General features: G+C 68.3%; 8 protein-coding genes and 1 pseudogene. 4 read left to right on the forward strand and 5 right to left on the reverse strand.

Annotated elements, in window-relative coordinates; genetic code table 11:
• Positions 1–41: 41 nt before the first annotated feature.
• Positions 42–911 carry a glucose-1-phosphate thymidylyltransferase RfbA gene (gene rfbA / locus ACFY8O_RS33595; RefSeq protein ID WP_387909078.1) on the reverse strand — a complete coding sequence of 290 codons (870 nt, stop codon included), beginning with the start codon at positions 909–911 and terminating at the stop codon, positions 42–44.
• Positions 912–2006: 1095 nt separating this feature from the next.
• On the opposite strand from rfbA, the gene ACFY8O_RS33600 reads away from it, so the two are divergent.
• Entirely contained in the window at positions 2007–5105 is a 3099-nt protein-coding gene (locus tag ACFY8O_RS33600; protein ID WP_387909080.1) for an AfsR/SARP family transcriptional regulator, read from the forward strand.
• A gap of 247 nt (positions 5106–5352) precedes the next feature.
• On the opposite strand, the gene ACFY8O_RS33605 is transcribed toward ACFY8O_RS33600, so the two are convergent.
• Positions 5353–5853, reverse strand: a complete 501-nt coding sequence (locus ACFY8O_RS33605) for a TspO/MBR family protein (RefSeq protein ID WP_387909082.1) — start codon at positions 5851–5853, stop codon at positions 5353–5355.
• A 494-nt stretch (positions 5854–6347) separates the two neighbouring features.
• Here ACFY8O_RS33605 and ACFY8O_RS33610 point away from each other — a divergent pair, with 494 nt between their 5' ends.
• Entirely contained in the window at positions 6348–6821 is a 474-nt protein-coding gene (locus ACFY8O_RS33610; protein WP_145813064.1) for a Dps family protein, read from the forward strand.
• A 151-nt stretch (positions 6822–6972) separates the two neighbouring features.
• On the opposite strand, the gene ACFY8O_RS33615 is transcribed toward ACFY8O_RS33610, so the two are convergent.
• Both ACFY8O_RS33615 and ACFY8O_RS33620 read right to left on the reverse strand, forming a co-directional pair.
• On the reverse strand, positions 6973–7644 hold the full coding sequence (locus ACFY8O_RS33615) for an RICIN domain-containing protein (protein ID WP_387909089.1): 672 nt from the start codon (positions 7642–7644) through the stop codon (positions 6973–6975).
• Between the two features lie 1218 nt (positions 7645–8862).
• On the reverse strand, positions 8863–11880 hold the full coding sequence (locus ACFY8O_RS33620; protein ID WP_387909084.1) for an AfsR/SARP family transcriptional regulator: 3018 nt from the start codon (positions 11878–11880) through the stop codon (positions 8863–8865).
• Between the two features lie 408 nt (positions 11881–12288).
• Here ACFY8O_RS33620 and ACFY8O_RS33625 point away from each other — a divergent pair, with 408 nt between their 5' ends.
• Entirely contained in the window at positions 12289–12921 is a 633-nt protein-coding gene (locus ACFY8O_RS33625; protein ID WP_387909085.1) for a hypothetical protein, read from the forward strand.
• A gap of 148 nt (positions 12922–13069) precedes the next feature.
• Here the strand turns inward: ACFY8O_RS33625 and ACFY8O_RS33630 are convergent.
• Positions 13070–13455: pseudogene (locus ACFY8O_RS33630) on the reverse strand (IS5/IS1182 family transposase); the annotation flags it as partial.
• Between the two features lie 566 nt (positions 13456–14021).
• Here ACFY8O_RS33630 and ACFY8O_RS33635 point away from each other — a divergent pair.
• The gene (locus ACFY8O_RS33635) at positions 14022–15170 is read left to right on the forward strand and encodes a serine hydrolase domain-containing protein (RefSeq protein WP_145813058.1); all 1149 of its coding nucleotides are present in this window, start codon (positions 14022–14024) and stop codon (positions 15168–15170) included.
• Positions 15171–15729: the final 559 nt, after the last annotated feature.

Here is a 15729-nt window from a genome sequence, read left to right on the forward strand (position 1 = left end):
TTGTGGGATCAGGATGTAAGTGCTGGGGAACGGGGGAGAAATTAGTTGTGGCCGGAAATCTCCATCAGGTACTTCCCGTAGTCCGTCTTTGCCAGCTGATTGCCGAGTTCGTAGCACGCCGCGGAGTCGATGAAGCCCATGCGGAAGGAGATCTCCTCCAGGCACGCGATCCTGACTCCCTGGCGCTGCTCCAGCGTCTGGACGAACTGCGAGGCCTGAAGCAGCGAGTCGTGGGTACCGGTGTCCAGCCAGGCGAATCCGCGCCCGAGGTTGACCATCCTGGCCCTGCCCTGCTCCAGGTAGGCGCGGTTCACATCGGTGATCTCCAACTCGCCGCGCGGCGAGGGGCGCACGTTCTTGACCACGTCCACCACGTCGTTGTCGTACACATACAGACCCGTGATGGCCAGATCGGACCTGGGCGCGGCCGGTTTCTCCTGCAGGGAGATCAACTGTCCGTCGGCATCCACTTCGCCGATGCCGTAGCGTTCGGGGTCGCCGACCGAGTAGCCGAACAGCACACAGCCGTCGAGGTTCTGCATCTCCGCCTGGAGCAGTCTGCCGAATCCGGGACCGTGGTAGATGTTGTCGCCCAGTACGAGCGTCACGGCGTCGGAGCCGATGAAGTCGGCACCGATGACAAGCGCCTCGGCAATTCCGTTCGGCTCCGGCTGCTCGGCGTACTCGATATTTATTCCGAGCTGGCTGCCGTCTCCCAGCAGTTCTCGGAAGGCGCCCAAGTACTGGGGCGAGGAGATGATCAGGACGTCCCGGATTTTTCCCAGCATCAGTACCGAGAGCGGGTAGTAGATCAACGGCTTGTTGTATACCGGAAGCATTTGCTTCGAGACAGCGTGCGTCAAGGGGTATAACCGGGTGCCGGTGCCTCCGGCCAGAACTATGCCCTTCATGCGACCACATTTCCGTCGGTGGCTGGAGCGATGGGTAGGGAAAGTCGGCTCAGTCCGCATCGGGTGCTGCCGCTGACGAGATATCTCAAAAGCGGCGTCATTTGCTCAGCGCTTCCCGGAGCGACTCGCTCTTTTCGTTGTTCTCGAATGCGAGCGTAGAGTTCCGGCTCGTTGCTGTCAACGTGACCTTGGACTCTTTGGCGGCCGCCTCTGGGGTGTCAAGTTCACTGCTCCCCGAAGGAGTTGTCGTCCGGATTTCTCCTTCCGGGTCTTCCTGCGGGTGGGGTTCGACAGGAGTCGGTCCCTCCTGTTCAGGACGACCTGCTCACGGCATGCCCATTTTCTCCGGCCCGTTCACGGCGACGTGTTCGGCAGTCGTGATTGCGGTCAGGGCCGGGTCTGATCCGTTGCGACGGACATCCGAGATCAGGGGTCCAGCCCCGGGAGGATGTCGCCGAAGACTTCGAACCGACCGGGGGCCGTGGTGCGGGACCGGGTCGAGCGGACGTGATGCGAGCCGGCGCAGCGGGCTGACCGGCGGCGAGCGCGAGGAACTGGGCGCGTTGCGGTGGGAGTCGGCGACTGCGTGAGGGCGGCACGACAGCCGCACGCGGAGCGTGGTCACCGACACGTTCTCGGGCCGTTCGCTCCACTTCACCTGGACCGGTGAGCGGCTCCTCGGGCGACCGGCTGAGGAAGGTGTGCCCGCCTTCGTCCCCGACCGAGTGCACCGGGTACGACCATCGACCTGGCTCGCACCGGACTGAGACTCCACCCCGTGGACTTGCTCAGTGAGGCCCACGAGCCATACCTCACCGCCGCCGCCGGGCCCTTCCTTCGCCTCGAACTGAAACCGCCGGCCCCTCTCGCGGATCTGCACCCGAGTCGCGAGCGGCCCGATGGCGTTCAGGTACCCGCCGACAGGACTCCTGGAACGGGCCGCACCTCACAATAGGCCCCATACCATCCCTGATCCCGCGCCCGCGTCTTGCGGGCCGAGAATATCGCTGGGTTCGTCGACAAGGGCGAGGCTGCGAAGGACCATGTGAACCACGTCGCCGGGGGTCGGCGTTGGGGAGCAAGAAGTATAGGCGCATGTTGGAGCATCGATTGCTCGGGCCGGTCGAAATGCGCATCGATGGGCGTCTTGTAGACACAGGGCCGCCCCAACGTCGGCTGGTACTCGCTGTTCTTCTGGCGGAGATCGGGCGGCCCGTCACGGTGGAAGCCCTGATCGACCGTGTGTGGGGCGAGAATCCTCCCTCGCAGCCCCGCGCTTCCCTCCACGCCCATGTCGCGCGGATCCGCAGCGCTGCGGCAGGAGCCCTGGGTGAGCCGGGGGCAGAAGTCTGGCAGCTTCGCCGCTTCAGCGGTGGCTACACGCTGATCGCCGATCCCGGCTCGGTGGACCTCCACTCCCGCCGACGCCTGGTGGAAGAGGCTTCCGGGCCTCACTCCACCCCATCCCGGCGGGTCGAGCTTCTCCGTGCAGCGATGAGGCAGTGGCGCGGCTGGCCACTCGCGGGCTGCACGGGAGACTGGGCCGAACGGTCTCGTGCCGAGTGGCGCCGCGAGCACACGAACATCACCCTTGCGTGGGCGCAGGCAGAACTTTCCGTCGGCCGGCCGGCTGAGGTCCTCGGCACACTGGCGGGCATGGCGGAGGAGGATCCGCTCACCGAACCGCTGACGATCAACCTCATGCGCGCCCTGCACATGGTCGGCCGAACGTCCGAAGCGCTGGCCCGATACGCCGCGCTACGACACACCCTCTCCGAAGAACTCGGCACCAGCCCCGGCCCGGAAGCACAGAAACTCCACCGAGCGATGCTCGACGGGGACACGGTGGCACCTCCCCAGCACCGCGGTGGTCCCCTGTCGGCCCGAGCTCCTCGAGTACCCGCACAACTCCCCGCCGACGTACCGTCGTTCGTCGGCCGCACCCACGAAATGGACTGTCTCACAGCCCGCGCTTGGCCACAGGACACCAAGGCCGGCGCAACGATAGCCATCTCGACAGTTTCAGGTACCGCCGGAGTTGGCAAAACGGCCCTGGCCGTCCGATGGGGCCATCAACACCGCGCACAGTTCCCCGGGGGACAGCTCTACGCGAACCTCCGCGGCTACGACGTGGACCGACCTGCCGAAACCATGCTCGTCCTGGCGGGCTTCCTCTCAGCGCTCGGCATACCAGCCACCGAGATCCCTGACGATCCGGAAGCACGCGCCGCCCTGTTCCGCAGCGAACTGGCTGATCGGCGCATGCTGATCATCCTCGACAACGCCTCCTCGGCCGAACAGGTCCGGCCGCTGCTCCCCGGCACACCCACCTGCACCACACTGGTGACGAGCAGAGACCCGCTCGCCGGCCTCGTCGCTCTCAACGGCGCCCATCGACTCGACATCGACCTCCTGCCTCTCCGCGAAGCAACACGGCTCCTTCGTACGCTGGTCGGCAGGCGGGTGGACCTCGAGCCTGCTGCCGCCACCCGCCTTGCGGAACAATGCGGACGCCTGCCCCTCGCCCTGAGGCTCGTCGCGGAACTGGCCGCGAGCCGTCCCGACGCCTTCCTCACCGAACTCGTCGAGGAACTCGACGACCATCGCAGCCGTCTGGATCTGTTCGAAGCGGGCGGAGACGAGCGGGCGGCAGTCCGTTCCGTGTTCAACTGGTCCTACCAGCGCCTCACCCCTCGTGCTGCCCGAACATTCCGACTCCTGGGACTCCACCCCGCCCTCGATTTCGACATCCATTCCGTAGCGGCACTCACCGGACAAGACCTCGCTACGGTCGACCAGGACCTGCGTGCGCTCACAAAGGCCCACCTGATCCAGCCGGCCCCTGACAGCCACAGCACCATGCACGACCTGCTCCGCGCCTACGCTCGTGACCCCACCGACAGCGCCGACCCCCGGAGCGAGCAGCATCATGCACTCGCATCACTGTTCGACTACTTCATCGCCGCAGCCAGAACAGCGACCCACACACTGTTCAAAGCCCCGGACCGGGTCACGGCTCCCCCACCACACCGCTCCGTCCTTCTGCCCGATCTGGCCAGGAGCGAGGACGCATCACGCTGGCTCTCGGCGGCCATGCCGAGCCTGCTGGCCACCTGCGAGGCAAGCACCCGGCACAAGTGGGCCGCTCCGTACAGCACCACCCTCGCCCTCGTCATCCACACCTATCTCCACAGCAGCGGCCAGTTTTCCCAGGCGGTCGCCGCCTACTCCCACGCAGTGGCGGCAGCCCAGGAGACCGGGGACGAATTGAGCGAGGCGCTCCTGCGCACCAACCTCGGGACGGTCCTCCGCAGGCTGGCACAGCACGACCGCGCCACCGCGCACCACGAATGGGCGATCACCGCGTTCCGTGCTCTCGGCAGACCGGCGGACGAGGCCAGGAACCTGTTCAACCTCGGCATCATCGACGAACTCCAGGGCAACTACGCGGGAGCCGCCGAACGGCACAGCCAAGCCGTGGAACTGGCACGGGAAGCAGGCGACGGGCGGGTGGAGGCCGACGCCCTCATCTGCCTGGGCATTGCCAACAAGATGCTCAGAAACTTCGACACGGCGGCACGCTGCTACGAATCGGCCCTTGCGCTCTGCACCGCCACGGGGAACACGCTGGCCGAAGCCAGCGCTGCGGCGAACCTAGCCCTTCTGCGCACGGAGACAGGGGATTATGAGACTGCGGTCATACATTTCGGCCAGTCCCTCGTCATCTTCCGCGCCCTGGGAAGCCGCACCGGCGAGGCACACGTCCGGCGCTGCCTGGGTGACCTCTACACCCGCACCGGACAGCCCGAGAGAGGACTTGTCGAGCATCACCCCGCCCTCGAAACCTACCGGCAGACCGCCGACCTCTACGGACAGGTCCGCGCTCTGATCGGCATCGGTGACGCGTTGCTCAGTCTGGGGAGGGGAGGGGAGGCGATGGGCCCGTACACGGACGCTCTGCGGATCTCCAGCGAGACCCAGGACAGGGAAGCTGAGGCCCTCGCACATTGTGGGCTCGCTTCGGTCCACCATGCGGCCGGAGAGACCGAACCAGCCGGATATCGCTGGCAGCAAGCGCTGCCGTACTTGGAGGAGTTCCAGCCCGAGCGAGCGGCCGACGTCCGTGCGCGACTGGACGCCCTGAAGAACGGCACGGTCGTCGCGGCCGCGATCAGGCCAGGGCTCCGCAGCTGAACGAACTGCCGAGGACCACCACTCCTGCGGAAACGAGATCGGGCACGAGCACCTCCGGCCCCCTGTACGTCCCGCGAGGCCCGTGCCCTCCGTGCGGCGACTGTGCGCCCCGCCGCTCCTCCTCGGACAGGCCGTCCCGCGAAGCGGACCGCGCTGCACCAGGGCGTGGACGGGCCGAGGCCCACCCCGGCCGGCCGGTTCGGCGCGCACCGACCGCGGACGACCACCGAAGCTGTCGCGACAGCCCTTAGTTGCGGCGAGCGAGAGCGGCGTTCAACCCGGTGGCGAAAAGACACCAGCCGGCGTAGGGAAGCAGAGCGCGAGCCGCGAGGGGATCGACCCTGGCTGTACGGCGGATCAACTCGATGTTGCTCGCGTCCAGCAGAAGGGTGCCGAGCACTCCGGCTCCAGGGCTGCGGCGGTTGAAGAACGCCCAGTTCCACGAGGCGTTCAAGGTGAGGTTGGCCGCCAGACTGACCGCCAGCCGGCTCCGAGTGCGCCCCCGGGCCCGCGACACGGCGTGTCCACCTGCCCAGGCGACCGATGCGTAGACAGGGGTCCACACTGCGCCGAAAGCCCACGAGGGCGGCTGCCATCGTGGTTTGTCCAGCGCTCGATACCAGGCGCTGTCCGCGTCGACAGCCTTGGCGCCCAGCGCAGCGCACGCCGAGACCGCGGCAGCCGAGAAGGCGTACGCCTGCCATGTGCCGGAAGGCCGGTCGGTCCGGCAACTGCTGGTCAATCTCATGGTTGTCGTCTTCCCGACCGTCCGGCGAGCTATCCCGCCGGTTGCCGGATTCACCACTGTGCGCGTCGACCGGTCGAGCCGGGCCTGCTGTCGCGTGTTCCACAGCCGACGTGGCTGGGTGGCCTGGGGGTCGTCGAGGGCCGGTTCTCGCGAGGTCGCCCGTACCCACAGGGGGGCGGCATCCGCAGCCACCGGGCTGACGACACGACACCCCCACGTCGGCGCGGTGCTCCACCCGAACCGCTTCATGGGCGCCGAGAGCGGGTGTGGCCACGCGTCCTCCCTCGACCGGTCAGGCCGACCCGGATGAAGGAACATCGCCACATGTGCAGTTCATGTGCCGGACGGGTTGAACCCATGGCGGGATTCCGCCGTTCCTAGCCTCGGGCTCATCACCGCCCCACAGCAACGAGCTGCGGCACATCTCCGTGCACGGCAGTCGTCGGCGCCCGCGACCAGGGCTCCGGCACCACTCACGTAAGGACCGTACTCCCATGCATGTCATCAACAACTCTCTGCCGCAGGGCGACCGCGAGACCGCGGGGGCCGCGTTGCAGGCGACCCTGGCCGACCTTCTCGACCTGACCCTGGTGGCCAAGCAGGCCCACTGGAACCTGTACGGCCCCCGTTTCCGTTCGGTCCATGTGCAACTCGACGAGACCGCCACCCTTGCTCGGGACCACGCCGACACCGTGGCCGAGCGTGCTGCCGCCCTCGGCGTCAGCCCGGACGGACGGGCCGCGACCATAGCGGGAACCAGCGGAGTGCCCGCCTTTCCGTCGGGCTGGACCAGGGACACCGACGCCGTAGAGGCCCTCGTGCACGCGCTCTCCACCGTGATCGAGAGACTGCGTCAGCGCATCAGCGAGGTCGGCCCGGTGGATGTCGTGACCGAGGACCTCCTCATCGGGCTCACGGCCGACCTGGAGAAGCAGAGCTGGATGTTCCAGGCCGAGAACCGCGTGTGATCCAGCCCTCCTGTGGCAGACCGCCCGGCGTGCCGTCCTGCAAGCCGAGGGCGGCACGAGGGGCAGGCTCACGGGACGAGCGGAACCTTCCTGCGAGGCGATCCTCGACCTGCGCTCCCGACGCCGGCCGAAGATCGCCTCGCAGTCCTGGTCATCTGCGTGTCCAGGTCTGGTTCGCCGCACCGGTGCACGGCCACAGGACGGCTCGGGTGCCGTCGGCGGACTGGCCGTCGTAGACGTCCACGCACTTGGCGGCGAACCCGGCGACCAAGTCGTCGGTCGCGTTCAGGCGGAACTGCTGACTGGCTGCGCCCGTGCAGGGGGACACCCGGATGGCGGTGCCGTTGTCCTTCGAGGTTCCGGCGAGGTCCATGCACTGTCCCTGCGAACGGGCCGTACCGTCCGAGCGGAACTCCCACCGCTGGCCGGCTGACCCGTCACAGGTCCGGATGGTCAACTGGGCACCGCCGTCCCCTGCGGAGAGGCACTTTCCCGACTGCTGCCCGATCAACGCCTGACCGGTCACCGGCGCCGCCTTCGCTCCCGGCTTCTTCGCGTCGGACGCCGGCGTACTGGCCACGGGCGTGCCCGTGTCTTCGGGAGTCCGAAGCGCCCCGCCGTCGGACGTGCCCTCCTTCGTGCCTTCCTTCTCCTCCTGGCCCTTCTTGGCGCCGTCCCCGGAGGCCTTCCCTGCCTTGCCGTCCTCCTCCGTGGACTCCTCGCCGTTCCTCGCCCCACCGTCGTACGGGGCGCCCGCTGCGTGAGAGCTGCCCGCACGTGGGGTCTCGTGAGCGGCGGAGGACTTCGGGTCGTCCCCGAGCACGGGCAACAGGAGCGCTACACCTATCAATGCGACGCCGGCGGCCGAGGCGATGAGGAGGGGCGTGCGCGGAAGGCGGAACTTCGACGTTCCGCCCTCCTCAGGTGTGGGCCCGTTCGACGGAGGCGACTCCTCGGTCACGGAAGGGCGGGGCGTGGGGACGGCGGCGGAGGAGGTGCTGGACGCCGCACGGCGAGTGGCCCGCAGGGCCCGGGCGACATGGGCGCGCTGCGCCTCGTTCGGGGTCTCGGCCGCGGTCTCGGAAGGCCTGCTTGCGGGATCTGTCGCCGGGTTCCGGACCGGCAACGGGTTACGCCGGGGGCCTCTCCTGCCGCCCGCCGGGGTACCCGTCGGATCCGTGTTGTTCCTCTGGGGCATCGTTGCCTCTCGGTCGTTCGAAGGGTCAGGGCAGGGACTGAAGATGAGGGCCGACGGAGCCGGGTCCCGGCAGGAGACCGCGAGCCCCGCTGCCCCCGGCCTGCCGGTCGCCTCCGACCTGAGGCGCGGGCGGTTGAACCCGCGGCGTCCTGCCGGAAAGGCGTCCGGTTCCGAGGGCGCCGCCTGCGGTCCATGCCAGGCGTGCCCGGGGTCCGCTCGGTTCTCTCCGCAGGTGCAGGCGGCTCGGCAAGGGCGTGGCATGCCCCCGGGCAGGCATCTGCGAGGCAGGGAAAACACGGATCGGACCACCTGGTTGCGGGCGCGGACAGCCAGGTACGTGTGGCCTCTCCGCAGAAGACGAGTGATCGGCGGATTCGGTTCACGCACCGGCGTGCCTGCCGAGCCGAAGGTCACCCCATGCGTGGTCTCCTTCGTGCCTGTGAACCGGCCGTCCCCACCCGAGGAGCGCACCGGGGTCGAACGTGGTGCACCGCTTCGTGAAAGGCGCCGGGCGACTTCCCCCACCCACCGCCGACAGAAGGACAGTTACGGCATGCAGCGATACCCGACGGAGGGCGCGGTCGGCGTAATGCCAACCCACCACGAGCAGTTGACCGTTCCGGCTCAGGTGCACCTCGCCCGTCAGGGGGCCTTGTCACCCTGGGCGGAATCACGCGTCGCATCGGACGCGGCGCGAACCGCCCAGCCGCCGGCCGGAGCCGCCCAGGAGACGTCCAGGAGCCGAGCGGCTCGGCGCCCTACCGGTCTCCCGGGACCCGGCCGCGCGGTCCGGAACAGGTGCGCGCACGTGCACTGCCCGCCGCGTCGTCCAGGCCACAGCGCTCAGAGCGCAGAGTCGCTGCTCCTGGGAACCGGGAGCTTGTGCTTCCCGACCACCCTCTCCGGCACCGGGGGGACGGGGTCCTTGTCCATGTCGAGGGCGGTGAGCCGGTCGCGGACCTGCTGAGCGCTGTACGACATCGCCCGCGCCTCGGCATTCGCAAGGGCATCCGCCCAGTCGGCCCGGGCACCTTCCCGGTCGCCCATGGCCAGCCGGGTGTCGCCGAGGCGCATCCGTGTGCCGAGGGCGTTCCTGTGGTCACCCAGTTCCTCGAACGCCTGCGACGCCTGCTGGTAGGTGGCCACCGAGTCCTCGTAGCGACCGAGCAGGCGGAGGTTGTGGCCCAGGATGTCCCACCCCTGGGCGAGCTGCCAGGGCGTGTCCAGGCGGTGGAACAGGGCGATGCCCTCCTCGCTGTACAGAAGGCTCTTCTCGAGGTTTCCCAGGTTGGAGTGGAACCAGGCGAGCTCAAGGAGGCACTCGGCCAGCCACAGCTCTTCGCCCGTCTCCCGGGAGAGTTCCAGGCCCCGCTCGGAGGCCGCCACAGCTTCGGGAGTTCGGCCCAGCAGGAACAGCGCACACGCCGTGATGTAGTGAGCTCGTGCCTGTTCACCGACGTCGTCGAGTTCCTCGAAGATCGCTGTCGCGCGTCGCAGGTGGTCCAGAGCCTGCTCCTGATGGCCGAGGTAGCCGTGGATGCCGCCGAGGCGGCGCAGGCAACGGCCCTCCTCCAGGCGGTTGTTCCGGCGTCGGGCCACTTCGAGGGCGGGAAGCAGCGCGGTGATGGCTTCGGGCCAGAATTCCTGGCGGTTGAGGTACTCGGCGAGCGACCAGGCAAGCCCGGTCGTCTGATGGTCGAGTTTCTGGCTGACGGCGGTGTGGAGCAGGCCGGTCAGCACAGAGTGCTCGGCGTTGAGCCACCGGGTGGCCTGTTTGACGGTGGTGAGCTCTTCGAGGGCGACACCGGGGGAGGGGGTACCGAGGTCGAGGTCGGGCGATGTGTCCTGCTTGAGGAGTTCGTTTGCCTGCCAGGCGGTGAACATGTAGTGGTCCAGGACCCGCAGGGTGGCGTGGTCGCGTCCTTGGCCGGTGTCCTGGGTGTGCGTGAGTTCGGTGGCGTAACCGCGCAGGAGGTCGTGCAGGCTGTAGCGCCCGGGGAGCGGTTGCTCCACGAGGCAGGAGCTGAGCAGCTCGGCGAGTGCACGGCGGGTCCCCGCGGGGGTGAGGCCGGCGAGGCTGGCTGCGGCAGGGGCGGTGAGGTGAGGGCCGGGATGCAGGGCCATCAAGCGGAAGAGCCGGGCCGTGTGTTCGTCCAGGGACTGGTAGGACCAGGAAAAGACGGCGCGCACATCGGTGGTGGCGTCGAAGCCGGTGAACGCGTCCAGGCCGCCGTCGGTGTGTTGCAGGTCGTCGACGATGACGTGCAGCGGGAGCGAGGGGTCGAGTTCCGCGCGTGCGGCGACCACGGCCATGGCCAGCGGGAGCCTTCCGCACAGGCGGATGATCTCCGCTGCGGCACCGGGCTCAGCAGCGAGCCTTTCCGTTCCCAGACGCTGTTCGAGAGCCTCGTGCGCCTCGGTCGGCGAGGGCAGTGAGAGCCGCAGGGGCTTGGCACCGTCGGTGGTGATCAGGCCGGGAAGTTGGTTGCGGCTGGTGATGAGGGTGAGGCAGCCCGCTCCTGCGGGAAGCAGAGGGCGCACCTGCTGCTCGTCGCGGGCGTTGTCCAGGACGACAAGGACCCGACGGCCGGCCAGGAGGCTGCGGAAGAGTGTGCTCCGGTCAGCAGTGGCTTCGGGGATGTGGGGGGCGGGAACGCCGAGGGCGGTGAGGAAGCCGTGCAGGGCGTCACCGGGTTCGACTGCGGGCGTGTGCGGATGGAATCCGCACAGGTTGACGAATAGCTGCCCGTCGGGGAACGAGGACGCGATGCGGTGCGCGTGGTGGACGGCGAACGTGGTCTTGCCGACTCCGGGAGCACCGCTGATGACGACGGAGGGAGCAGCGGTCGGCGCGGGTCGTCCCGGTGCACCACTGACGGCGGACAGCCACGCCCCCTCAGCGGCGCGGCCCACGAACACCGGCAGGCTGTGGGGCAGTTGCGCCGGGCGAACCAGCGGCGGGGGCGCGGGCCTCTCGGCCTCCACGGCCCCTACGCCACGTGCGTCCGGCGCGGCCTCGTCGGCGTCGTCGGCCGGGCTGATCGACGCGGCGGCTGCCCCGTCCGGTGCCCCCTGCAGGGGTGGCACGTCGTGGTGGAGGATGCCCTGATGCAGAGCGCGGAGGAGCGGACCCGGTTCGAGCCCGAGCTCGTCGGCGAGGAGGCGACGCACCTCGGTGTAGCGCTGAAGCGCCTCGGGGTGCCGGCCGGCAAGGTACAGAGCACGCAGCAGCAGGGCCCAGCCGGTCTCCCGCAAAGGATGCCGCGCCGTGATCTCCTCTGCCGCGTTGAGCGCTTCGGTGATCCGGCCTTGCAGCAGGAGACCGGTGGTGCGTATCTCGCGGGTGGTCTGCCGCAGCTCGTCCAGACGTGCTGTCTCCTGGGCGGCGAACAGGTGGTGGCCGGCGTCGGCGAACGCCGCGCCGCGCCACATGTCCAGGGCCTTCTGGGCTTCCTCCACGACCCGGTCGGGTCGCCCCTGGTCCATGAAACGGTGTGCCTGGTCGACGGAGCGCTCGAAGCGCACGGTGTCACGGTTCTCGGGTGCCACACGCAGGGCGTAGCCCAGGGGCTGGGTGACGAGCATCTCGAAGGAGCCCTGTCGGCGAAGATGCTGGGGTTCGAGGATCGCGCGCACCTTGCTGATGTGGGCGTGGAGGGAGCTCAGCGCTGCGCTCGGGGACCGCCCCGGCTGCTGGGGCCACAGTTCCTCGCACAGTACCTGTGGAGAGACCGCCTGGCCGTCGGCGATCAGCAGGCGGATCAGCAGCAGTCGTTGTCTGCGTGGGCCCGGGTCGAGCACCGTCCCCGCACGCCGTACCTCGAGCGGGCCCAGAAGCCCGAAGTCAAGGTCTTGCCCCACCTCTGTCACGTACCCACCAGACCTCACTCGACAGCGTCACCGCAGGGGCGCACACCTGACCAGGGCCCGGCATCATGGACGACCTGTTCGCGCGGTGACGGAAACCAGCCTCGCCCACCGGACGCCTACAGGATCGGTGCAGCGGTGGTGCTGAGGACGGGAGCGACGAGGACCCCGTTGTCCGCTTCACGCATGCCAGAAGATCTTATCAGGATGTCATCCGAAGTCAGGATTCGTTGATCGCGCGATGCCTGCCGTGACCAGGTCGCGGGTCGGGGTGCCGATCGTGCCGGCGCCGGCAGTGAGCCTCTTCAATGACGTCATCTGATCGTGGTCCTACGGGCGCCTCAGCGGTATGCAGCGGAAATTCCGTGACCTGTGAGGACGGGTCGTGGCACAGTCGCCCGCATGTCCAACGACATCGCCTATCCCGTCTTCCGCACTTCCGACCTCGGCCTAGGCCTCAGCACCGCGCGCCGTCTGATGGAGTTCGGCCGCCGCGAGGACTCTCGGGTCGCCGTGTATGCCGAGCTCTGCTCGGTTGCCGAGGTGCAGCGGGTGGCGAGGGAGCTGCCCCAGGGGCACTACGCGGGGAATTTTGATTATCGAGAGGTCGACGGAGTGCCACGGGAGCAGTGGCCCCCGTTGGTAGGTGGCCTTGCGGGACCTGATCTGCCGACCGATCCGGCGGTCTACGAAGGACGGCTGCCGGTGACGTGCGAGCTCGACGACCTGCCGGTCGGAAGAATTGAGGACGTCTTCGCAGCGGCGATCGGCCCGAGCAGGGGCTGGATCAACTGGGAGTGGCTGTGCTGGCCGGATGCACCTGAGTTGGATTTCCTTGGCGAGCGCAAACATGCCGAGGTGTCGCTCCTGTGCAACACACGCACTCGGGAGCTCAGCGAGCCTGCCGACGATCACACCGTCCTGCTTCACGTTCGTAGCGTCTGCATTGACGGCCGCCAGGTAAGGAAGCCGTACGCACACTGGCTCGCCGAGCAGGTGGGACTTACTGTCATGGGACCCGGGGAGCTGTGGTGAGTCCGGAGTGCCGTGACCGTCCAGACCAGCCAGCCGTAGCATTCGGTCACGCTTCGCCCTACGCCATGCCCTTTTTCGATCTTCGCGTTGTTCACTGAGCTTTGTCAGCGGTGCCGTTTCAAAGTGAGGACGGCTTCGACGATTGATGCCCGTGGTGATCGGACACGACCTGGACGTTCGCCCCGTGGCGGCGGTGCTTGGTGGAGTAGTCGGCCCGGCCGTCGCCGACGCGGCCGCACTCGGTGAGGGTGCCGTCCAGCAGGACAAAGTCCGGATCGCCTTCCCGCAGTGGGCTCTGCGCCCATTCGGCCAGCAGATCGATGACCGGGGTGGTATGGGCGGTGGGCTCGCTGATGCGGAACCCGGTGGCGATCTTGGCCAGGGTGGTGTGCTCGCGCGTGTCCACCAGCGCCACCACCGCGCGCTGGGACGGGCGCAATGTGCACCGCTGGTCGCCTCACGGGTGACGATGAGCATCGTCACCCACTCCACGAGGGCATGTGGCAGGTCGAGACTGGCAGGGTGGATGACCAATGAGGCCCCCAGGCCGGTCGGTTGAGACGTCGGCCAGCTCGATCAACAGCCCGAGGACCTCGCTCGTTACGCCTCACAGCCGTCCCCCGATCAAGGGCTAGCTCGAAGAAGCTCAGTGATGCCAGGACCCTTGAGGCTGCGGTGTCCGAATTGTCTTGCATCTCCGCCAGGGTGAGAGAGAAGGCGAAGCTCGTCCATGCGACGTTCTCCATGTTCGTGCGGGGGAGGGCGTCGAGTGCCGGACGTGACCGGAAGGCGCGAGGGCGACGCGGCGAGAGCACAGACTTGCCACTCACGGGCATCCTGCCCAGGTTCTCGAGACCAGAGACCGGTGCTCGGCCCGGTCCCGCGGTCGCTGGGCGATCGCCGCGTCCAGATAGGGGAGGAGAACGCCTCTCGGCCATCCGTCAGCCGTCAGCCCACGCTGGACGAACGCGTCGAGTTTCCTAGCCGGAACCTTCGGAAGCGACATGTGAGGGATGTCATGACCTGCGGCGATGCGTGAACCGCCCGGGTGTGCCTTCCGTTGAGCGGTCGAACGGTTGTCACGGAGACTGGAGAAGAGCATGAGCATCGTCGAGGGAACGAGCAGTGACCGGTTCGAACCGGTTCGAGCGGCGCTGGCCGCCAACCTCGAAGCCGGCGAGGAGCTGGGAGCGTCGATGGCCGTCGACGTGGACGGGGTCATGGAACTCGACGTGTGGGGTGGTCATGCCGACGAGGCTCGGACCACGCCCTGGCGCCAGGACACGCTGGTCAGCCTGTGGTCGACCTCGAAGACACTCACCAACCTCGCCGCCCTCGTCCTCGTCGACCGAGGCGCACTGGACCTCCACCGTCCGGTCGCGCACTACTGGCCCGAGTTCGCCGCCCAGGGAAAGGAGCACATCGAGGTACGGCACGTCCTGTCCCACACCTCGGGACTTTCCGGATGGCAGCAGCCCTTCACCATGGACGACCTCTACGACTGGCCCACCGCGAGCGCCCGGCTGGCCGCGCAGGCGCCCTGGTGGGAGCCCGGCAGCGCTTCGGGCTACCACGTACAGACTCAAGGACAGCTGGTCGGCGAGCTTGTCCGGCGGGTCAGCGGGCTCACCCTGACTGAGTTCGTCGACACCGAGATCGCCAAGCCGGCACAAGCCGATGTCCAGATCGGTGCGCGCCAGGCGGACTGGCCGCGCATCGCCGGCCTGGTGGCGCCTTCGCAGCTCTCCGGCATCCCCACCGGCCTCGATCCCGAGGGGATCTTCACCAAGACGTTGATCGGAAGCCCTGCCCGCGACGAACACGTCGACACCCCGCAGTGGCGCTCCGCCGAACTCGGAGCCGTCAACGGACACGGCACCGCACGAGGTATGGCCCGCGCCCTCTCCGCCATCTCACGGCGCGGCGAGGTCAACGGCCGCCGGCTTCTCTCCGCGGAGACCGTGGACAAGGTGTTCGAGGTGCAGGCCGACGGAGTCGACCTGTTCCTCGGCGTCCCCGTCCGCTGGGGCATGGGCTACGCACTCGCCGATCCCCGGACCATGCCGGGCATGCCCACCGGCAGGATCTGCTTCTGGGTCGGTCGGGGCGGTTCCGTCGTCATGATGGACGTGGACCGACGCGTCACGTTCGCGTACACGATGAACCGCGTGGGAGACGGAATCCTCGGCTCGGGGCGCACCCACAGCTACATCAAGCAGGTCTACGACGTCCTGGAATCCACCGCCTGAGGCGCACCGAACCCCAGGACCAGCCGGAGATTGCGTGTGCGGAGCTGTCACCTGTCAACCGGCGGGTCCGCGTGCCGTTTCCGTGGTGCGCCCCGAGGCGGGGCACGGGCGCACCCCGATGACTTGGGCATTGATCGGCGCACCGGGAGCGCTGGCGAAGAGCGCGGCAGCGCCTTCCGGCAGGCGAGCAGCGGCACCATGTCGGCCGGGGCGGATGCGACGAGCGGGAGACCGTGCCGACACAGGGCGGAACGGGCGACCCCACCGCCGCCTGGGCGCTGGTCAGCAGGAGCGGGAGCAATCGGTCATCGGCTCGGTTCATGTCGGACGTAGGACAGAGAGCGCAGCGGAAGCAGTCCTCCTGCTGGAGGGGCCAGTCCTCCTGTCGGAGGGGCAGCGCGTCCTCCCACCGTGCGTACAGCTTCTGATCACCTCGGGAGTCACTGAGCGCTGGAGTCCGGACAGTGCGTTCGGTGGTCTTGAACGAACCGCCGGATACCTGGTGAACCGGGTCGGTCGTTCGCTCGTAGGACAGGACGAAAGACGCTCCACTCCCGGT

This window comes from Streptomyces argenteolus, assembly GCF_042902585.1.
Classification (GTDB): domain Bacteria; phylum Actinomycetota; class Actinomycetes; order Streptomycetales; family Streptomycetaceae; genus Streptomyces; species Streptomyces argenteolus.